17 protein-coding genes and 1 pseudogene are annotated in these 20,546 nt (G+C 58.1%); 14 read left to right on the forward strand and 4 right to left on the reverse strand.

Annotated elements, in window-relative coordinates:
- The first annotated feature begins 9 nt into the window (after positions 1–9).
- From BLT85_RS01300 to lpxC, 4 genes are all read left to right on the forward strand, one after another.
- A complete protein-coding gene (locus BLT85_RS01300) occupies positions 10–876 on the forward strand; it encodes a cell division protein FtsQ/DivIB (protein ID WP_093391451.1) in 867 nt (288 codons plus the stop codon).
- Between the two features lie 9 nt (positions 877–885).
- Entirely contained in the window at positions 886–2,118 is a 1,233-nt protein-coding gene (gene ftsA, locus BLT85_RS01305) for a cell division protein FtsA (RefSeq protein ID WP_093391452.1), read from the forward strand.
- A gap of 67 nt (positions 2,119–2,185) precedes the next feature.
- Positions 2,186–3,352, forward strand: a complete 1,167-nt coding sequence (gene ftsZ, locus BLT85_RS01310) for a cell division protein FtsZ (protein ID WP_093391453.1) — start codon at positions 2,186–2,188, stop codon at positions 3,350–3,352.
- A 117-nt stretch (positions 3,353–3,469) separates the two neighbouring features.
- The gene (gene lpxC, locus BLT85_RS01315) at positions 3,470–4,381 is read left to right on the forward strand and encodes a UDP-3-O-acyl-N-acetylglucosamine deacetylase (protein WP_093391454.1); all 912 of its coding nucleotides are present in this window, start codon (positions 3,470–3,472) and stop codon (positions 4,379–4,381) included.
- Positions 4,382–4,480: 99 nt separating this feature from the next.
- Here the strand turns inward: lpxC and BLT85_RS01320 are convergent, their stop codons facing one another.
- Positions 4,481–4,933: a DUF721 domain-containing protein gene (locus tag BLT85_RS01320; protein WP_093391455.1), complete on the reverse strand. Its 453-nt coding sequence runs from the start codon at positions 4,931–4,933 to the stop codon at positions 4,481–4,483.
- 65 nt (positions 4,934–4,998) lie between these two features.
- Between BLT85_RS01320 and BLT85_RS01325 the strand changes: the two genes are divergently transcribed.
- The 3 genes from BLT85_RS01325 to argJ all read left to right on the forward strand — a co-directional run bounded on the left by BLT85_RS01325 (position 4,999) and on the right by argJ (position 10,263).
- On the forward strand, positions 4,999–5,925 hold the full coding sequence (locus BLT85_RS01325) for a M23 family metallopeptidase (protein WP_093391456.1): 927 nt from the start codon (positions 4,999–5,001) through the stop codon (positions 5,923–5,925).
- 262 nt (positions 5,926–6,187) lie between these two features.
- Positions 6,188–8,932 (forward strand): preprotein translocase subunit SecA, encoded by a 2,745-nt coding sequence (secA, locus tag BLT85_RS01330; protein ID WP_093391457.1) that lies wholly within the window; start codon positions 6,188–6,190, stop codon positions 8,930–8,932.
- 113 nt (positions 8,933–9,045) lie between these two features.
- Complete coding sequence (gene argJ / locus BLT85_RS01335) at positions 9,046–10,263, forward strand: bifunctional glutamate N-acetyltransferase/amino-acid acetyltransferase ArgJ (protein ID WP_093391458.1); 1,218 nt, start codon at positions 9,046–9,048, stop codon at positions 10,261–10,263.
- Positions 10,264–10,329: 66 nt separating this feature from the next.
- On the opposite strand, the gene BLT85_RS01340 is transcribed toward argJ, so the two are convergent.
- Entirely contained in the window at positions 10,330–10,893 is a 564-nt protein-coding gene (locus BLT85_RS01340) for a GspH/FimT family pseudopilin (protein ID WP_157718092.1), read from the reverse strand.
- A gap of 118 nt (positions 10,894–11,011) precedes the next feature.
- Between BLT85_RS01340 and BLT85_RS01345 the strand changes: the two genes are divergently transcribed.
- The 7 genes and pseudogenes from BLT85_RS01345 (at position 11,012) to BLT85_RS01370 (ending at position 17,633) form a co-directional block, all read left to right on the forward strand.
- Positions 11,012–11,494, forward strand: a complete 483-nt coding sequence (locus BLT85_RS01345) for a GspH/FimT family pseudopilin (protein WP_093397242.1) — start codon at positions 11,012–11,014, stop codon at positions 11,492–11,494.
- The gene (gene pilV / locus BLT85_RS01350) at positions 11,491–12,009 is read left to right on the forward strand and encodes a type IV pilus modification protein PilV (protein ID WP_231701511.1); all 519 of its coding nucleotides are present in this window, start codon (positions 11,491–11,493) and stop codon (positions 12,007–12,009) included. The genes BLT85_RS01345 and pilV overlap by 4 nt, the downstream gene beginning before the upstream one ends.
- Positions 12,006–12,162, forward strand: a pseudogene (locus BLT85_RS16980) (prepilin-type N-terminal cleavage/methylation domain-containing protein); the annotation flags it as partial. The gene pilV and the pseudogene BLT85_RS16980, both read left to right, overlap by 4 nt.
- Positions 12,163–12,185: 23 nt before the next feature.
- Positions 12,186–12,773 (forward strand): PilW family protein, encoded by a 588-nt coding sequence (locus BLT85_RS01355; RefSeq protein WP_407920164.1) that lies wholly within the window; start codon positions 12,186–12,188, stop codon positions 12,771–12,773.
- Positions 12,770–13,342, forward strand: coding sequence for a pilus assembly PilX family protein (locus BLT85_RS01360; protein ID WP_093391461.1), 573 nt, complete (start codon positions 12,770–12,772; stop codon positions 13,340–13,342). The genes BLT85_RS01355 and BLT85_RS01360 overlap by 4 nt, the downstream gene beginning before the upstream one ends.
- 14 nt (positions 13,343–13,356) lie before the next feature.
- On the forward strand, positions 13,357–17,223 hold the full coding sequence (locus BLT85_RS01365) for a pilus assembly protein (RefSeq protein WP_093391462.1): 3,867 nt from the start codon (positions 13,357–13,359) through the stop codon (positions 17,221–17,223).
- Positions 17,220–17,633 carry a type IV pilin protein gene (locus BLT85_RS01370; protein WP_093391463.1) on the forward strand — a complete coding sequence of 138 codons (414 nt, stop codon included), beginning with the start codon at positions 17,220–17,222 and terminating at the stop codon, positions 17,631–17,633. The genes BLT85_RS01365 and BLT85_RS01370 overlap by 4 nt, the downstream gene beginning before the upstream one ends.
- Positions 17,634–18,030: 397 nt before the next feature.
- Here the strand turns inward: BLT85_RS01370 and trmA are convergent, their stop codons facing one another.
- Positions 18,031–19,116, reverse strand: coding sequence for a tRNA (uridine(54)-C5)-methyltransferase TrmA (gene trmA, locus BLT85_RS01375; protein ID WP_093391464.1), 1,086 nt, complete (start codon positions 19,114–19,116; stop codon positions 18,031–18,033).
- Positions 19,116–20,408, reverse strand: coding sequence for an NCS2 family permease (locus BLT85_RS01380; RefSeq protein ID WP_093397247.1), 1,293 nt, complete (start codon positions 20,406–20,408; stop codon positions 19,116–19,118). Before BLT85_RS01380 ends, trmA begins: the two co-directional genes overlap by 1 nt.
- Positions 20,409–20,546: the final 138 nt, after the last annotated feature.

Below are 20,546 nucleotides of genomic sequence, written 5' to 3' on the forward strand. Positions count from 1 at the left end.
ACGACAAGCATGTTGGGGCTGACGATTCGTGACGAAAGGGCAGGTAGACCGCTAGGTCGGCGCAGTGCGCCCGGCCGCGGCGCCGTGCGCGTCACGCCGCCAGCTCCGCGCAGCTGGCCCACGCTGAAGCTGACCCGGCCGTCACTGGAAGGCGCCTGGACACGCATCCAGCAGGTCATGTGGCCGCTACTGTTGGTGGCGCTGGGCGTGGGCTTGTACGAGCTGAGTACCCGGCTGTTGCCGCTGGCGGACCGGCCGATCAGTCTGATCAGCGTGCAGGGCGATCTGCAGTACATTGATCGCGCCTCCGTGCAGGAGGTGATCCAGCCGTACGTGGATGACAGCTTCCTGAGTATCGATCTCGCGGGGCTGCGCACGGATCTGGTGGATATGTCCTGGGTGGCCAGCGCTTCGGTGAAGCGGGTATGGCCGGACCAGCTGATCATCCATCTCGACGAGCAGCTGCCGGTAGCGCGTTGGGGTGGATCGACACTACTGAACAATGAAGGCATGGCCTTCGAGCCGGGCGACATGAGTCGCTTCGAAGACCTGCCGCGGCTCGACGGGCCGCAGCGCGCCAAGCGGCGAGTGATGCGCAACTACCAACAGTTCAACCGGTTGCTGCGCTCGTACGGCCACGGCATTTCGCGGCTCGAGCTGCGCGACCGGGGTAGCTGGTTTCTGACCACGCAGGACGGTATCGAGATTCTCTTGGGCCGTGACGACGTGGTCGACAAGATGCAGCGTTTCCTGACCGTGGATCAGCTGATGCTGTCCGAACGGCGGCAGCAGATCGAGCGGGTCGATCTGCGTTACAGCAATGGCATGGCAGTGGCCTGGCGCGAGCCGCCGGCTGAAGCTCAATCGGGGGAGTGACGGGGAATTATGGCTAGCAAGCAGGGTAGCAGGATGATCGTCGGTCTCGACATCGGCACCTCAAAGGTGGTGGCGCTGGTCGGCGAGATCGGCGCGGACGGGCAGCTGGAGATCGTCGGCATTGGCTCGCATCCTTCCCGCGGGCTGAAGAAAGGCGTGGTGGTGAATATCGAATCCACCGTGCAGTCGATCCAGCGTGCCATTGAAGAAGCCGAGCTGATGGCTGGCTGCCAGATCCACTCGGTGTTCGCCGGTGTGGCGGGCAACCATATCCGCAGCCTGAACTCCCACGGCATCGTCGCCATTCGTGATCGCGAAGTCATTCCGGCGGACATCGAGCGGGTGCTCGACGCAGCCCAGGCAGTGGCTATTCCTGCCGACCAGAAGGTCCTGCACATCCTGCCGCAGGAATACGTTATCGATAACCAGGAAGGCGTCCGCGAGCCGCTGGGCATGTCCGGCGTGCGGCTGGAAGCCAAGGTTCACCTGGTTACCTGCGCGCTGAACGCGGTACAAAACATCGAAAAATGCATCCGCCGCTGCGGGCTGGATGTGGAAGACGTGATTCTCGAGCAGTTGGCGTCCAGCTATGCCGTGCTGACCGAGGACGAGAAGGAGCTGGGCGTGTGCATGGTCGATATCGGCGGCGGCACCACCGACATCGCCATCTTCACCGAAGGTGCGATCAAGCACACCGCGGTGATTCCGATCGCGGGCGACCAGGTCACCAACGACATCGCCATGGCGCTGCGTACCCCGACGCAGTACGCCGAGGAAATCAAGATCCGCTACGCCTGTGCGCTGGCCAAGCTGGCCGGCCCAGAGGAAACCATCAAGGTTCCCAGCGTTGGCGAGCGTCCGCCGCGCGACTTGTCGCGCCAGGCGCTGGCCGAGGTGGTCGAGCCGCGCTACGACGAGCTGTTCACGCTGATTCAGGCAGAACTACGCCGTTCGGGATTCGAAGACATGATCCCGGCCGGCATCGTGCTGACCGGCGGCACTTCCAAGATGGAAGGCGCCGTCGAGTTGGCCGAAGAGATATTCCATATGCCGGTGCGCCTTGGCGTACCGCAGGAATTCAAGGGACTCACCGATGTGGTTCGCAACCCGATCTATTCGACCGGGGTGGGGCTGTTGCACTACGGCATGAAGCACCACGGTGAGCACGGAAGCGGTCATTCGGAGCAAGCCAAGGCTTCACCGCTCGAACGCGTAAAGCGGTGGTTCAAGGGCAATTTTTAACAGACCCGCTTAAGCGGGCGGTAGTACCAACGAAACGAAACGAGTTCAAAACTCAGGAGATCGAACCATGTTTGAATTGATCGATAACGTTCCCCAGAATGCAGTAATCAAAGTCGTCGGTGTTGGTGGTGGTGGCGGCAACGCCCTGCAGCACATGGTCGTCAACAACGTCGAAGGCGTGGACTTCATCTGCGCCAATACCGATGCCCAGGCATTGAAAAACGTCAGCGCACGCACTGTTCTGCAGCTGGGTTCGGCAGTGACCAAGGGTCTTGGTGCTGGAGCCAACCCGCTGATCGGCCGCGAGGCCGCGATAGAAGATCGCGAGCGCATCGCCGAAGTCCTGCAGGGCGCGGACATGGTCTTCATCACCGCTGGCATGGGTGGTGGTACCGGTACCGGCGCGGCGCCGATCGTTGCCGAAGTGGCGCGTGAAATGGGCATCCTGACCGTGGCCGTCGTCACCAAGCCGTTCCCGTTCGAAGGTCGCAAGCGCATGCAGATCGCCGAAGAAGGCATTCGCGAGCTGAGCCTGCATGTCGACTCGCTGATCACCATTCCCAACGAGAAGTTGCTGACCGTACTGGGCAAGGACGCCAGCCTGCTGGCCGCCTTCAGCAAGGCCAACGACGTACTGCTCGGCGCCGTTCAGGGTATCGCTGACCTGATCATGCGTCCGGGTATGATAAACGTTGACTTCGCCGACGTGAAAACCGTCATGAGCGAGATGGGCATGGCAATGATGGGTACTGGTCATGCCAGCGGCCCGAACCGCGCCCGCGAAGCGGCTGAAGCAGCTATTCGCAGCCCGCTGCTGGAGGATGTGAACCTCATGGGCGCCCGCGGCATCCTGGTCAACATTACCGCTGGTCCGGATCTTTCGCTGGGTGAGTTCTCCGAGGTCGGTTCTACTGTCGAAGAGTTTGCATCCGAAAGCGCCACCGTCGTGGTGGGCACCGTTATCGATCCGGAACTGCGTGACGAACTGCGCGTGACCGTGGTCGCGACCGGCCTGGGCGCCAAGGAAGTCAAGCCGGTCAAGGTGGTCGACAACACGGCAGCCAACGCCAGCGCGCGGCAGCATAACGAAGGCAGCTCGCCGAACTATCGCGATCTGGATCGCCCGACGGTCATGCGTCAATCAGGCGGCGCCGCGGCAGCCCGTTCGGCACAGACACAGGACGACCTGGACTATCTCGACATCCCGGCTTTCCTGCGTCGCCAGGCTGACTAAGCCATAGGTTGAGTCAATCAATCGAATAGGGCTGATTGGTATGCATCAAATGGGTGGTTTGCTATCATCGCCGCCAGTTTGATGGAAATTCTTCGCAACTAGCGGAAGCCGTACAGCATGATCAGACAGCGCACACTGAAGAACATTATCCGGGCCACTGGTGTTGGTCTGCACTCGGGTGAGAAGGTTTACCTCACCCTGAAACCGGCTCCGGTCGATACCGGGATCGTGTTCTGTCGCGTCGATCTGGACCCTGTGGTTCAGATTCCGGCTCGTGCCGAGTACGTAGGCGAGACGACCATGTCCACCACCCTGATCAAGGATGGGGCCAAGGTCGACACTGTCGAGCACCTGTTGTCGGCCATGGCCGGCCTGGGTATCGACAACGCCTACGTTGAACTCAGCGCGCCGGAGGTTCCGATCATGGACGGTAGCGCCGGGCCCTTCGTATTCCTGATTCAGTCAGCGGGTATTGAAGAGCAGGACGCAGCCAAGACGTTCATTCGCGTCAAACGTGAAGTAACTGTGGAAGAAGAAGGCAAGACCGCCACTTTTGTGCCTTTCGAGGGTTTCAAGGTGTCGTTCGGCATCGACTTCGATCATCCGGTATTCCGTGGTCGCAGCCAGTTCGCCAGCGTTGATTTTTCGAGCACTTCCTTTGTCAAGGAAGTGAGCCGTGCGCGAACCTTCGGGTTCATGCGCGACATCGAATACCTGCGCTCGCAGAATCTGGCCCTGGGCGGCAGCGTCGATAACGCGATCGTAGTAGACGAATATCGTGTGTTGAACGAGGACGGCCTGCGGTACGAGGACGAATTCGTCAAACACAAGATTCTCGATGCGATTGGTGACCTGTACCTGCTGGGCAATAGCCTGGTTGGTGAGTTTCGCGGGTTCAAGTCCGGTCATGCACTGAACAACAAGTTGCTTCGAGCGCTCATCGCCAACCGCGATGCGTGGGAAACTGTCACATTTGAAGATGCCGGCACCGCACCGATCTCCTTCATGCGGCCGGCAGCGGCAGTCTGATTTCTCGTTTCGTTTCAACGGCCACTTCGGTGGCCGTTTTTTTTGCGCTGCTTTCAGGTCTGATGCAATTCGGAATATGAGCGTGAGGCGGGAACCGGTTCAGTCGTCCGCGTGATGACGTGCCAGCCGCTCAAGCGCACCCTTCAATGCTGAATCGGTGACTTGTTCGGCGGTCTCGAAAAGACTCTCCGAAGCGACTTTCGAGCGCTTCATTCTGCGAACTGGTCCGGCTTTCTGGATCAACGGCGGTTGTACCTTGCAATGCAATTTCGTTAAGGTTCGAAATTCCGTGTAAGCCTGTAGTTGGCGAACGAGACGTTTTTGCTGGTAACGCATGCGCGTTGCCCACTGACTGTCGGTGACAATCAGACGCAACACACCGTCTCGCAGGGAGGCCACCCGGCAATGTTCCCGCGCTGCAGGTTCCATCACGACATTGACGAGCGCCTGCAGGCGCTCGAGCTCTCGAGCCTTCGAATACAGGCCCTTCAGGGTGACATTGGTGCGTATCAGGTCGCCTGGGCGACGCGCATTAAGCGGATAGAAGGCCATACAGTGCGCAGCAGCTGGGTTGATCGCCATCCTAGCAGAATCGCACCGGGAAGGAGGGGGACTAGGTGAACATCATTATTCTTTCGGACCGCCTGGGCGCGGCAAGGGCGTTGCGGCTTAGCGCACCCTCGGTACTGCTCGCGCTGGTTCTGATACTGGCAATGCCCGCGGCAGCCGCCTGGATCACTTGGCGGCTGGTTGCGCCTATGGCCGAGCCTGTGACGCAAAGTGTTGACTACGAAGCAATCTGGCAACAGGCGTTGGCCGAACAGCAGATCGAAGCACCGGTGAACGAGTCGCAGGTAGAGCTGGCGAGAATGACCGAGCAGCTTGGCCAGTTGCAGACGCGTCTTACGCGCCTGGACGCCCTCGGCGAGCGGCTCACCGAGCTGGCCGAGTTGTCTGATGGCGAGTTCGACTTCGATTCTGATCCCGGCATGGGCGGGCCGGAACTGCGCCGCAACCGTGATTCCAGCTACCGTGCCCCCGATGTACAGACGATCATCGACCAACTGGCGGCGCGCATCGATGATCGCACCCAGCAGTTGCGGCTGATCGAACAGCTGATGATTGACCGTCGTTCCGACGCCAATGCGCTTCTCGATTTCATGCCTGTCGACGAAGGCTATGTATCGTCCGGCTTCGGTCGCCGTACCGATCCCATCAGCGGACGGATGTCGATGCATACCGGGATAGACTTTGCTGCCAAGCGCGGCACCGCGATCCACGCGGTCGGTGCCGGTGTCGTGACCTTTGCCGGACGCAAGGGCGCTTACGGCAATACGGTCGAAATTACCCACGGCAATGGTTACAAGACCCGCTACGCCCACGCGCACGAAGTGCAGGTAGCCAAAGGTGATCTGGTCCAGAAGGGGCAGGCTATCGCCACGGTTGGCTCGACTGGCCGGTCTACCGGACCGCACCTTCATCTTGAAGTCTTCCGCAACGGCATGGCAGTCAACCCCGCCCGCCACATCGCCATGAAGCAGTGATCTGTACCTGCCGGAGGCGAACGCTTGCTCCTGCAGCGGTTGCCCTCTAGCGGCGCGAGCCGACTGCAACAGCATGCCAGGGGCGCCGTAGCGGCCTTCTTTGGAGCCGGGCAAGCCTTGAGCGCGATCATTTGGTCTATCAGCGCGCCAAACCAGCACGGTTTATTGTCTCGCTGGAATCAGAGTAGAATGCCCTTCTTCTGGTCGAGGCGAGCCGCGCGCTGGGCTCTGGCCAACCATCAAACGGATATCAAAGTCGACTATGTTTGCGCCTTTATTGAAGAAGCTGTTTGGAAGCAAGAACGAGCGTGAGTTGAAGCGCATGGGCAAGATGGTGAACGCCATCAACGCCCTGGAAGAATCACTGAACGCCCTGAGCGATGAGCAGCTGAAGGCCAAGACCGCCGAATTCAAGGACCGGTTGGCCAAAGGCGAAACCCTCGACAATATTCTGCCTGAAGCTTTTGCGCTGGTTCGCGAGGCCAGCAAGCGCGTGATGGGCATGCGCCACTTCGACGTTCAGCTCATCGGCGGTATGGTGTTGCACGAAGGCAAGATTGCCGAAATGAAGACCGGTGAGGGCAAGACACTGGTCTCCACGCTTCCGGCGTATCTCAATGCGTTGTCCGGCAAGGGCGTGCATATCGTGACGGTCAACGACTATTTGGCCCGCCGTGACGCCAACCTGATGCGGCCTCTGCACGAGTTCCTCGGTCTGACGGTAGGTGTGGTCGTGCCCTTTCAGGATCCTGCGGAAAAGCGTGACGCGTACCGTTGCGACATCACCTACGGTACCAACAACGAGTTCGGCTTCGACTACCTGCGCGACAACATGGCGTTCCGGCTGGAGGATAAATTCCAGCGCGAACTCAACTTCTCGATCGTCGATGAGGTCGACTCCATCCTGATCGATGAAGCGCGTACCCCGTTGATCATCTCCGGTCCTGCCGAAGACAGCTCCAAGCTGTACATGCAGATCAACCTGCTCATTCCCAAGCTCACCCGCGGCTATCCCGCAGAGGAAGGGCAGGAGGAAGTTGACGGTCATTACACCATCGACGAGAAAACTCGCCAGGTCGAGCTGAACGAGGCTGGTCACCAGTACGTTGAGGAACTGCTGACCGAGGCGGGCCTGCTGCCCGAGGGCGATAGCCTGTACGCGGCGCAGAATCTCAATTTGCTCCACCATGTGCATTCCGCGCTGCGTGCGCATACGTTGTTTCACCGCAACGTCGAATACATCGTGCAGAACAATCAGGTGTTGCTGGTCGACGAACACACCGGCCGTACCATGCCGGGTCGTCGCCTCTCCGAAGGCTTGCACCAGGCCATCGAGGCGAAGGAAGGCCTGCAGATTCAGGCCGAAAGCCAGACGCTTGCCTCGACCACGTTCCAGAACTACTTCCGCCTGTACAACAAGCTGTCCGGCATGACCGGTACGGCTGATACCGAAGCGTTCGAATTCCGCCAGATCTACGGCCTCGATGTTGTTGTGATTCCAACCAACAAGCCGATGATCCGCAAGGACTTCAACGATCTGGTCTATCTGACCATCGAGGAGAAGTTCGCCGCGATCGCTGCGGATATCAAGGACTGCATGGACAAGGGCCGCCCGGTATTGGTCGGTACCGCCTCGATCGAATCGTCGGAAGTGGTTTCGCAGCTGCTCAAGAACGAAGGCATTGCGCACAAGGTGCTCAACGCCAAGTATCACGAAAAAGAAGCCGAGATCATCGCTCAGGCGGGTCGTCCCGGCGCAGTGACCATCGCCACCAACATGGCCGGCCGCGGCACCGACATCATCCTGGGTGGTAGCTGGGAAGCCGAGGTCAACAGTCTGGTCGATCCGACCCCCGAACAGGTCGCGCAGATCAAGGCCGAGTGGCAGGAACGTCATCAAGAGGTGTTGAATGCAGGTGGGTTGCACATTTGTGCCTGCGAACGCCACGAAAGCCGCCGTATCGACAACCAGTTGCGTGGCCGTGCAGGCCGGCAGGGCGACCCGGGCTCCAGCCGCTTCTATCTTTCGCTTGAAGATAACCTCATGCGCATCTTCGCCTCTGACCGGGTGAAGAATTTCATGAAAGCGTTGGGGATGGAAAAAGGCGAGGCGATCGAGCATCGCATGGTCACCAACGCCATCGAGAAGGCGCAACGCAAGGTCGAGGGTCGCAACTTCGATATCCGCAAACAGCTGCTCGAGTACGATGACGTCGCCAATGAACAGCGCAAAGTCATCTATGGCCAGCGCAACAACATTCTTGCTGCGGAAGACGTGTCAGAGACGATCCAGGCAATTCGCGCCGACGTCGTCACCGCGGCGGTCAGCCAGTACGTGCCGCCGCAAAGCCTGCCCGAGCAATGGGATGTGGCTGGCCTCGAACAGCATATTGCCAACGAGTTCGCGATTCGGTTGCCGCTGCAGCAATGGCTCGACGAAGACGACACGCTGCACGAGGATGGCCTGCGCCAACGCATCCTGGACGAAGTGGGCAAGGCCTACGCCGAGAAGGAAGAGCTCACCGGCTCCGAAGCGCTGCGAACATTCGAGAAGCAGATGCTGCTGCGCGTTCTGGACGACCTCTGGAAAGAACACTTGGCGACCATGGATCACCTGCGTCAGGGTATTCACCTGCGCGGCTACGCACAGAAGAACCCCAAGCAGGAGTACAAGCGCGAGGCGTTCAACCTGTTCGAAGAAATGCTCGAGTCGATCAAGCACGACACTATCCGCATCCTCAGCCACGTGCAGGTTCGCCGGGAAGATCCTGCCGAGGAAGAGGCGCGCATGCGTCGTCAGGCCGAGGAGCTGGCTCAGCGTATGCAGTTCAAGCATGAGCAGGCCGATGCCATGGCCGCGCCCGAGGCGGACGATGATGAGCCGCTTGCTGACGCAGCCGCCCAGGTGACGCCTATCACCCGCGACGGCCCCAAGGTCGGGCGGAACGATCCGTGCCCGTGCGGCTCTGGCAAGAAGTACAAGCACTGCCACGGGCAGATAACCTGAGCAACGCTTAACCTAACGCGATAGCGGGAGCGGGCCCTGTACTGGAGGGTCGCCTCCCGCTTCACGTTTCGAACTGTCCACCCTATCTCGCGCTCATTGTTGGAGTCATCTCGATGCCTGTCGGTCTCGGTCCCTTGCCTACGCTCAACCCTGTTCCTGGTTTTCGCCTTGGTATTGCTTCTGCTGGCATCAAGCGTCCCGGGCGCAAGGATGTAGTGATCATGGAGGCGGCCGAGGGGTCAACGATCGCCGGGGTGTTCACCACCAACGCGTTCTGTGCCGCGCCGGTTACCTTGTGCAAGAAACATCTGGAGCATGCGCCTCGCTATTTACTGGTCAACACCGGCAATGCCAACGCCGGCACGGGTAAGCCGGGCATGCAGGCGGCAGTGCGCACCTGTGGAGAGCTGGCGCGCATGGTAAATGTTCAGCCCGAACAGGTGTTGCCGTTCAGTACCGGCGTGATAGGCGAACTGCTTCCGGCCGACAAAATCATTTCCGTGTTGCCGCAGGCTCTTTCCAATCTAAGCGAGTCAAACTGGGCAGATGCTGCCGCCGGTATCATGACTACCGATACTGTTCCGAAAGGGGCAAGCCGGCAAGTCACCATTGACGGCCAGACCGTGACCGTCACCGGTATCTCCAAAGGCGCAGGGATGATCCGCCCGAATATGGCGACCATGCTCGGCTACATCGCTACCGACGCCAAGGTCGCGCAGCCTGTGTTACAGCAACTCGTGCGCGAAGCGGCCGATCTGTCGTTCAACCGCATCACCATTGACGGCGATACCTCGACCAACGATTCCTGCATGTTGATCGCCACCGGCAAGGCGGCGATCACTGAAATTACCGAAGCGGGAAGTGCGGCCTACCAGCAGCTTGCTGACGTAGTGAAGTCAGTCATGCTCGAACTGGCCCAGGCCATCGTCCGCGATGGCGAGGGTGCTACCAAGTTCGTCACCATCAAGGTGAACGGTGGGGGTAATCGCGATGAGTGTCTGGATGTCGCCTATGCGGTGGCCCATTCTCCGCTGATCAAGACCGCACTGTTTGCTTCGGACCCGAACTGGGGCCGCATCCTCGCCGCGGTCGGCTATGCAGGCGTTCCCGAGCTGGACGTGGAAAAGATCGACGTCTACCTGGACGAGGTATGTATCGCTCAGCACGGCGGTCGCGCCGCCAGCTACACGGAAGAACAGGGCGCGCGGGTCATGGCGCAGGAAGAGATCACCATCCGGATCGAGCTGGGGCGCGGCGACTACAGCGAAACCCTGTGGACCACCGACCTCTCGCACGAGTATGTGCGGATCAACGCCGAGTACCGGACCTGACCTGGTATGGCAAACGAAAAGGCCGAGCATCTGCTCGGCCTTTTTCATTGTCGGCAGCGGTCCCCATCAACCATCTGCCGAACAGTAAGACGGATCGATCACGTCGCTGGCCGTCCGCAGCCGCCCAACGCGATTCATCACCAGCAACCGGCCTTTGCTAGATTCATCCTGCGGACAGAAGCGAAACGTCCCAGCCTGAAAGCCGCCGTTGAGCAGCTCGGATTCGCCCTGCGGGTTGAAGCGAACATAGTTCGCGATAGAGCTCGCTGCATGAATGTTGATTGGCGTCGGCTGTAGTTCCTCCCGAAGCAAGCGTTCGCCATCATCGTATGATCCATTCGCATTATCATCGATGAAAACCCGCCAGCCAACCGACCATCCGCCAGCGGGTGGAGCAACGGTGATGGGTCGGTTACGCTCGATAGCCTCTTGCCGGGCGGTACGTAATCCACGCAGCAGCACATCCAGACTCGAATCAATGCGCTGTCGGTCGATCAGACTGCTAAAGGAAGGCACGGCAATGCTCACCGCAATCCCTAGCACCACAAGCGCGACCATCAATTCCAGCAACGTAAACCCACGAGATTTCATGCCTGCCGATCCTCCCTGATAAGCGATGAATCGGGCCACTGTCTTGTAGACCCGACGAATGACCTGTCGTCCGTCAGATTTTACCGGTTATCGCCTCAAGCAAGACCTTGCCAGGCCGAGTTTTTATAGTGCATGCATCTGAAGGAGGGTTGTTTTGATGAGAAGTGTGAAGGGCTTCACTTTGGTTGAGTTGATGATCGTCGTCGCGCTGGTGGCTATCACGGCTACCATCGCGGTTCCGAACTTCAACAACCTGATCCAGAACAATCGCGTGCAATCGCAGGCGGAAGATCTGAACGCATTATTCCAGTACGCACGGAGCGAGTCCGCTATACGCAAACGTAGCGTGACGGTGAGCATCGATGAAGCAACAGGCGAGATCGATGTAGCCGCAGGCGATGGCACGGTCCTGCGCAACACAACGTTAGATATCAACGCGGTTGATTTCGTTGCTAGCCATGACTCGCTGACGTACCGGCCGAACGGTACGTCCACGGTAAACAACTTCAGGAGCCTGATATGCCGGGACAACGATCCGGCTGACGGTTACGAGATCACAGTGGCTGGTAGCGGATCGTCGCGCATCAGCGCAAAAGGCAAAACTGTTTCGGGGACGAGCTTGGGAGGTTGCACTCTGTGAAGCGCTTGACGAATGGATTCAGCTTACTTGAGGTGCTCATAACAATCCTGCTTACCGCTATCGGTATTTTGGGAATGGTGGCGATGCAGGGGCAGGCGATTCGTCACACTCAGGATTCTGTCCAGCGCACGCATGCGGTGATGCTTGCGAACGATCTGATGGAGATCATCAGAGCGCGTCCGAGTGTTCTCGCCGACCTGCAGGCTGGCGTCCAGAACGCCGACTCGCCGCTTTTCAGCGCATTGGCAAGCACGGCGCCAAACGATTGCGTTCAACTTGGCGCGAACAACCTCATGTCGAACCAGGTTGGTTGCTGGGCACAGAAAGTCCGAAGGTATCTACCTGGAGCTGGGAATGCAGCCAACTCGTTCCATGCGTGTTTCTCTACTACCCCGGGTGCTTGCGATAACGCAGGAGCGATCGTCGAAATACAGATTGCTTGGGAAGGTATCGGTGGAGAGTGCATGAGCGGAAACGAAACCGTTTGTATCTATCGCTTTAGGTCGCAGATATGAAGCGGCGCGAGGACAAAAAAGTGCGGGAACTAGGCTTGTCCATGATTGAACTGCTCGTCGCATTGGCGCTTAGCAGCTTGTTGATTCTTGGTATTACTCAGATATATGTCGATAACAAGAGCAATTACGCGTTCCAGCAAGGTCAGTCCGATACGATCGAAGGTTCGCGCTACTCGATGTTGATTTTTGAAGAAGAACTTTACAGGACGGGCTATCGAGCGAGACCGGACGCCGAATACGCGGAGATCTTCCGCACCGAAACGGTCGGGCAGTGTTCTTTCGCTGCAGGCGAGGTCATCAATTTCAGCAGCAACAGTCAACGTCTTTGCGTCCGCTACCAACCGAACGTTCCGGGCGTCACTGCCTGCGACGGCAACGACCTGACTGCCGGCGGTGAGCCGTATTCGGAATCTGTAGCTCCTGCTGTCGTAGCTTTGCAAGTCGATAACGGAAATCTGCTGTGTAACGGTGAAGTGATCGTGGCGAACCTGGTGGATTTCAAAATGGAATTCGGCGTCAGCAGTGAAGGAGTGAGAGAAACGGAGCAGTTCAAGCTTGCTCCAGCGGCCACTGATCGTATCCGCTCGGTCCGCTACGCCGCTCTTATCAAGAGTCGTTCGACCAACCTCGCCGACCAAACAAACAGTAGCCAATACGCTGCGTGGCGGGAGAAGTGGTACGACGGAGAGAGCTCTGCGCCTACTGATCGAGCCCTGTATATGGTTACGGAAAACACCATCGCTTTGAGGAACCTATCCCAATGAACGCACGCGATTTCCGGCGCAACCAGAGCGGCGTTTCGCTAGTTGTGGCGTTGGTTTTTTTGCTCATTTTAACGATGCTTGCTGTAACCAATATGCGCGAGGTTTCCTTGGAGACGCGAATCACCGGGAATCTTGTGGACGAAAAGCGCTTGTTTAACTCTGCTGAAGCCGGCCTAAAAGATGGAGAATTCCGCACTATCGGCACCCTCCGAAAAATCCCTGGTGAATACAGCATCGAGGCGGCATTGGTTCCGTTGGATGCTGTTCAGACCTGCGCTTCGTTGGCTGCTAAGCAGCCGTGTTTGCTGAAGCGTGACCCAACATTCGAGCAAGACTTCGCAAGCCTGCAAAATTATTCTCCTGACGACGTCAGTACCCTCGAGGACGATGTCGACTGGTACGCGCTACCGGCTCCAAGTGGAGCTAGCCGTGGCGAGAGCGAAAATCCTGAGTATGGGAATATGACCCAAGGCATCGGTATTTTTCGCTACGAAATCAACAGTCGGGCCATTAGCGATACTGGCGGTGACACTCGACTTCGTTCCACCGTTTCGCGCGTCTACAACTGACGGCAGGAAGCCTTATGAATACATCCTTTAAATCGCTTGGAACCCCCATCGCTGCGGTTCTCTATTTTGTTTGTTTTCAAGGTGTCAACGCTGCGGCTCTAGATGTAAGCCAGAAACCGCTTATCTTGGTGGACTCGGTGGCTCCAAACCTCGTCGTTACGCTCGACGACTCGGGGAGTATGTGGCGTGCCCAGGTTCCGGATACCTCGGAGGGCAGGCATGATCGCCGCGGGAAGTCTGCGGCATGGAACCCACTTTATTATGATCCTTCCATCACGTACGAGATTCCTCGGGGTCTGGACACTAGCGGCAACGTGGTGAATTTCAACACTAGTTTCACACAAGCCTGGCATAACGGGTTCGATACCAGCCAAGGATCGGTGGATCTAAGTGGGAGTTACAAGGTCGACTGGTATTGCGACCATAACAGCTTCGCCAACTGCACCTACACAAGCAACTCGATTGGCGGACAGCTAGGCAGAAACCCCACAAGTGATTTTCGGTATGACGAACATTATTCCGAAGTGAGGGAGCGGGAAATTGACGGCGACGCTAGGAGTTGCGATGCGTCGATTTATCGTTGTGAGGAGTATAAGGACTGGCGGGGCCGCACGCGTTACCGCGTATACTGGGTATATACCGAGACCGGAACCAGGACGGTAGATAAGACCGCGGTTGGAGTGCCAGCGTATTATTACACGTTGAACGCAGGCTGCATGAAGGGCACTGCCGACGAAAACTGTTACTCCAAGGTAGATGTGTCGGCCTCCTCTGGTCCTAGCGGGATCGATGAGCGGCAGAATTTTGCGATCTGGTACTCGTTCTACCGTGATCGTGGCCTCGCCACGATTTCCGCGGCGCACTTGGCTTTCTATACTCTTCCTGATGACATGCGGCTTACTTGGCAAGCCCTAAACCGCTGCACTGCTGTCAATTCGACGCAATCCGCTTGTAGGGATAATAAGTTCCGGCGGGTCAACGATCAGCACAAAGGCAACTTCTATACTTGGTTGAGAAATATCACCTTCGGTAGCGGCACCCCGCTCCGAGGCGCTTTGAGCAACGCTGGCGAATTCTTCAAAGGAAATGACGCCTGGGCATTCAACCCGAACCCCGTCGGTGGAACGACCGTTACCAGCCCTGAATACTCCTGCCGCGCCAGTTATCACATCATGATGACGGACGGTATCTGGAACGGAAATAGCGACATCGTCACGCCGTCCCGGGCAGATAATTCCTCTTTCACGCTACCGGACGGCACCGCATATAACGGAAGTCGCGCACCCTTCGCAGATAACACGACGAAAACTCTCGCTGACTATGCGATGCATTACTGGGCGAACGATCTGAAAGGCACTCTCGATAACGAGGTCAAGCCTTATACCCCCTTCCGCGGGGCAAGCGACACCGCGACTTATTGGGATCCGCGCAACAACCCGGCAACCTGGCAGAGCATGAGCAACTTCATGGTCGCGCTCGGCCTTGGAAATGCGATGAACAACGCGAATATTCCGTGGTCCGGCAGCACGTTCGAAGGGAATGGGTACCAGAACCTCGTTGGTGGGACGGCTTGGCCAGCGGCTGGCTCAGACAACAACAACAATGTTTACGACCTTTGGCACGCTGCGATTAACTCCCGCGGCGAATTCTTCAGCGCGGATTCGCCCGAGGATCTCACCAAGGCATTCAAAGACATCCTGAATCGTATCGCCGAACGCCAGTCGACAGCCGCAGCATCTGGTAGTACTACGTCCGTCAGCGCCGACGATCCGTCCGACCCGTACAACCTGACTATCGTGAACCGGTCCTTCTTCCCTGAGTTCGACAGCTCGGACTGGAGCGGTGATGTTAAACGGCGGGATATTGAGCGAGGCCTAAACGGAACCTATGTACGTAAAGACGTATGGTCGGCAAAAGCCAAGCTAAACGCTACGGCTGAGAACGCTCGCAACATCCTTATGGCAGGCGGCGCTGCAGCAAGCGGGTTGCATAATTTTACCTACGACCATCTCACGAACGAACAACAGACGTTGTTCAACGTAAACCCGGATAGTGCCTCGGGGACCGTCGACAACCGCGGTGCGGCTCGCGTTTCCTATCTGCGTGGCAGCCGCACAGGTGAAGGTGTCGCCACTGCTGATTTCCGCCGGCGTGGGTCGGTTCTTGGCGATATCATCAACTCCACCCCAGTCGTCGTAGGCGCTCCGAGTTATATCCCTTACCTCGCTGATGATATCGATGGTGAAGATGGAGATTATCTTGCCTTTCGTGAGGCCAACAAGAATAGGCCTGAACTGGTTTACGTTGGTGGGAACGACGGCATGCTGCACGCGTTCCTCGCAGGCAAGACCGCAACGGACGAGAACGGAAACGAGACTGTGGTACACGAAGGCGGTAAAGAAGCCTTCGCCTTTGTTCCGAGTGTACTCATCGATAAACTTCCCAAGCTGACTGCGCAATCGTATAAAGGTGGTGCTCACCAGTTCTACGTCGATGGTTCGCCTGTGGTGCGTGACGTATATATCAATGGCACGTGGCGCACCGTTCTCATAGGTACGCTTCGTGCCGGCGGGAAGTCTGTTTTTGCCCTCGACATAACCAGCCCGGGAGAGGATGGTTCCGGCGTCAAGTTGCTTTGGGAAATCAGCGACCAGACAGAAGGCTATGCCAATCTGGGCTATACCTTCCCGCAGCCGGAAGTCGCACGTCTCCACACCGGCGAATGGGCCGTGCTGTTGGGCAATGGCTACGATAGCGCGAACGATGCCGCTTCGATGTTCATTATCGACGTTGCCGACGGTAGCCTAGTTCGCGAACTAGTGGTCGATAACGGTGAAAACACCGTCAATGGTCTTTCGGGCGTCCGTGGTGCTGATAACAACGGTGATGGCGTAGCTGACTATGCTTACGCCGGAGACCTCCGAGGCAACCTGTGGCGGTTCGACTTGTCGAGATCTGTGACTGAGGAAGAGGCAGACCCGTTCGATACCAGTGTACAGGGCACTGTTTCGGCCGGCAGTTTTGGAGTGTCTTACGGCGGACAGCCTCTCTATACGGCGAGATATCCTGCTGCGGCGGATGATCTAAGAATTCAGTCCATCACTGCTCCGCCCTCTCTCGTGCGACACCCGACTCGCCGCGGTTACCTGGTTATCTTCGGTACTGGCAAGTTCTTCGAGACAGATGACGCTGCGGGCGACATTGAGAAGGCGAATAGTGTCTATGCGATATGGGACAGAAACACGCGTGCAGAGTCGACGAGCACAGCTCCTACTCTGACTAGAGCGAGCCTGCAGCAGCAAACCATCGCCGCTGAACAAGTGAACACGTTCAGCAACTCAGATGGAGGATCGCAAACCTGGAATGTCCGGACGGTCAGCGAGAATCCGGTGCGCTGGTACGCAGACGGTACTACTCGTGCCGAAGAAGCGAACGATGCTAACGTCAGTAAGTGGGGCTGGTTTCTGGACCTGCGGGTACAAGGCCAGGCCTTGAAAGGTGAAATGATGTTGGACCGAATGCTTGCCCGGGGCACCTCGCTAATCTTCGGTACGCTCACGCCAAACGATGATCCATGCGCTGATGGCGCAAGCTATTGGGCTTACACGATCGATGCACGATCCGGAGCAAGAACGGTCCGACCTGCGCTCGATTTCAACGGCGATGGACGCTTTGACAGCGGAGACACCATCAGTAACGTACCGCCTTCCGGATACGGTACCGACTCGCCAATATCGTTGGGCAAGGACGGTACGATCATTTCAGCCGGTGGGCAGACTCAGTTCAACCCGTCGCCAGAGCTCCAAGGTCGTCAGAGCTGGCAAGTAGTCCCGTTGGATATCGCCAATGGCACCGAAGAAGATGCTGAGGAAGAACTATGATCACTTATGCAAACAGGCAGCGTGGTTTCACTCTGATCGAAGTGATGATTGTCGTGGTGATTGTGGGCATTCTTGCCGCGATAGCATTGCCGAGCTACCGAGAGTACGTGTTGCGGGGCAATAGAGCTCAGGGTCAAGCATTGTTAATGGAAGCCGCGGCACGTCAGGAGCGGTTCTACGCACAGAACAGTGCGTACGTTACTGATAACGCCAACAAGGGAAGCCTGAACGTCAATGAGGGCGCGTATGACCTGTATGTGCTATCAGTGGGCTCTGCTGCTAACGACGGCGGTTATACACTGACCGCGACGCAGCAATTCGGTGACACAGGTTGTGGAAATCTCACGCTGGACGCTCGAGGTAATAAGGAAAATACAGGTAGCAAGGCTTGGGCTGATTGTTGGAAGTGAAGGTCTCGTTGTAAAGCTTGTTCGTCTCCTTTGGGCTAACTACGATGGGTACTCTGCACAGCCCGCACTTGTTGTCGCTGCAGGGTACTTCTTATCCTTACGCGAGCCTATCAGCCTACCTCGGTACGGTCGGCTGTAATCGCATATTTCTTGGAAAATATTAGTCAGCCGATCAACCTCGGCCCGGCTGGGTGACTAGTTGCCCTGGGTAATATTGGACGGGTCTGGTTACCGATCGCTTTGTGATGTTGGCGCCGTCAGTCTGAGTATGGGACCGCTCGGAGAAAAGAAACACCGGAGCGATCATGCGTTCTGGTTTGCTTCGCGAAGGAATGGGCGAGCGCTGTTTGTAGACACAGCCGTACGAACTGTCGATCTTTGGCTGTCCGAGCGCTGGTCAGCGCTTCTCCAAGAGCACCCCGCACTCCATATGGTGCGTGTAAGGAAACTGGTCGAACAGCGCGCTGCGCGTTACCTGGTGCGTCTGGCTGAGAGTTTCTAGGTTTGCGGCAAGGGTCTCGGGGTTGCAGGAAATATAGAGTATGCGCGGATAGCGGCTCACCAACTCCAGTGTCGCTGGGTCCAGCCCGGCCCGCGGTGGATCGACGAAGACCGTTCCGAAGTTGAACTCATTCAAATCCACGCCTTCCAGGCGGCGAAAAGCCCGAGCTCCATTCAATGCTTCGGTAACTTCTTCACTCGATAGTCTGACCAGCGTTACGTTGGTGACATTGTTTTCATCCAGGTTCTGCAGCGCCGAGCGGACCGAGCTTTTCGACAGCTCAGTTGCCAGCACCTTGCGGAAGCGGGTCGACAGCGGCAGCGTGAAGTTGCCGTTGCCACAATACAGTTCAAGCAGATCGTTTTCGTTCCGGCCGGCAGCGTCCAGCGCCCAGCTGAGCATATGCTGGTTTACGGTGCCATTGGGCTGGGTAAAGCCGCCCTCTACCTGCTGATACCTCCAGGCTCGGCCGGCCACGCTCAGCTCTTCGCACACGTGGTCGCGCTGCAGCACGCGCTTGCGACCGCGGCTGCGGCCGATGATCATGATGCCCAGATCTTCGGCCAAACGCTGCGCTGCGATGTCCCACGATTCGTCTATGGGCCGGTGATAACAGAGCGTAACCAGCGCTTCGCCGCTCAAGGTAGTCAGGAATTCAACCTGAAACAGCTTACGACCCAGCACTGGGTCAGCCTTGCAGGCCTCCAGCAGTGGGTTCATTAGCTCGTTGATGCGATGGGCGGCAATCGGTAACTGGTCGATCAGTACGGCCTTGCGCTTGTCGCCCTGTTCGAACATCGCGTAGTGCGGCACGCCACCTTCGTACCACAGACGAAACTCCGCGCGGAGGCGGAAATGCTCGCGCGGGGACTCGAATATTTCCGGCGCTGGCGCGTTGAAGGGTGCGAGCAGATCGACGAGTCGCTGACGTTTCTCCGCCAGCTGTTCCTCGTAGCGCTCCGGTTCGAATCCTAAGCCCATCAGTTGAACAACGCGAGCTTGATGACGAACAGGCCGGCCAGCACATACAGGCTTGGGTTCAGCTCCTTCCATCGGCCAGACAGCACCTTGATCGCGGTCCAGCTGATAAAGCCAAGCGCGATACCATTGGCGATGGAGAAGGTCAGCGGCATCATGATTGCGGTGATTACCACCGGCGCTGCTTCGGTCAGATCTTCCCAGTCCACCTGGACCAGGCCACCAGTCATCAGTACCGCAACGAAGAGCAAGGCTGGCGCGGTCGCGAATGCCGGGACGGCGCCGGCCAGCGGTGAGAAGAACAGGCACAGCAGGAACAGGCCGGCAACGACGCAGGCAGTCAGGCCGGTCCGGCCGCCTGCGGTGGTGCCTGCAGCCGATTCGATATAGCTGGTTGTAGTAGAGGTACCGAGCATGGCGCCGGCCATGGTTGCGGTACTGTCGGCCATCAGGGCGCGCCCCAGGCGCGGCATTTTGCCCTCGGCATCGACCAGGTTGGCTTTCTGCGCAACGCCGATCAGCGTGCCGGAGGTGTCAAACAGGTCGACAAATAGGAAGGCGAAGATCACGCTGATCAGGCCAATCTCCAGCGCGCCGCGGAGGTCCAGCTCAAGGAAGGTGGGTGCCAGGCTCGGCGGGGCGGAAACGATACCGCTCGCCCGCGTTAGACCTGTCAGTAGGCTGATGCCAGTGATCAACAGGATGCCGATCATCACAGCGCCGGTAACGCGGCGGTACGCCAATGCAACGATCACGGCGAAGCCCAGGGCTGCCAACAGCGGGCCGGGCTGGGTCAGGTCACCCAGGGCGACCAGGGTGGCTGGATGATCGACCACCAAGCCCGCGTTCTTCAGCGCAATCAATGCCAGGAACAGGCCGATACCAGCAGCGATCGCGGAGCGCAGCGGCATCGGAATGCTATTGATGATCCATTCACGAATCTTGAAGATGCTGAGCAAGAAGAACAGGAAGCCGGAGAGGAAGACGGCGCCGAGCGCGACCTGCCAGCTATAGCCCATCGAGCCAACTACCGTATAGGCGAAGAACGCATTGAGGCCCATGCCTGGCGCCAGGGCGATCGGGTAGTTCGCCCACAGTCCCATGATCAACGAGCCAATCGCCGCAGCCAGGCAGGTCGCCACGAAGGCTGCGCCCGGGTCGATCCCGGCATCACTCATCATCATCGGATTGACGAAGACGATGTACGCCATGGTCAGAAAGGTGGTCAAGCCGGCAAGGATTTCCGTGCGAACGGTCGTGCCGTGTGCTTTGAGTTGGAACAGCTTTTCCAGCATGGCGGGGATCTCGAATGAGGAGGCCGAAAAGCGGCGCATTCTAACCTAGTTTGCAACGCAATTGGATACCGGCGCTCTTGGCTGTCCTGGCAGCTATGCGTGATCCCTGGCGAAATCTGTGGCAGGCTTGGCGGTCAC

The organism is Halopseudomonas xinjiangensis, assembly GCF_900104945.1.
GTDB lineage: Bacteria > Pseudomonadota > Gammaproteobacteria > Pseudomonadales > Pseudomonadaceae > Halopseudomonas > Halopseudomonas xinjiangensis.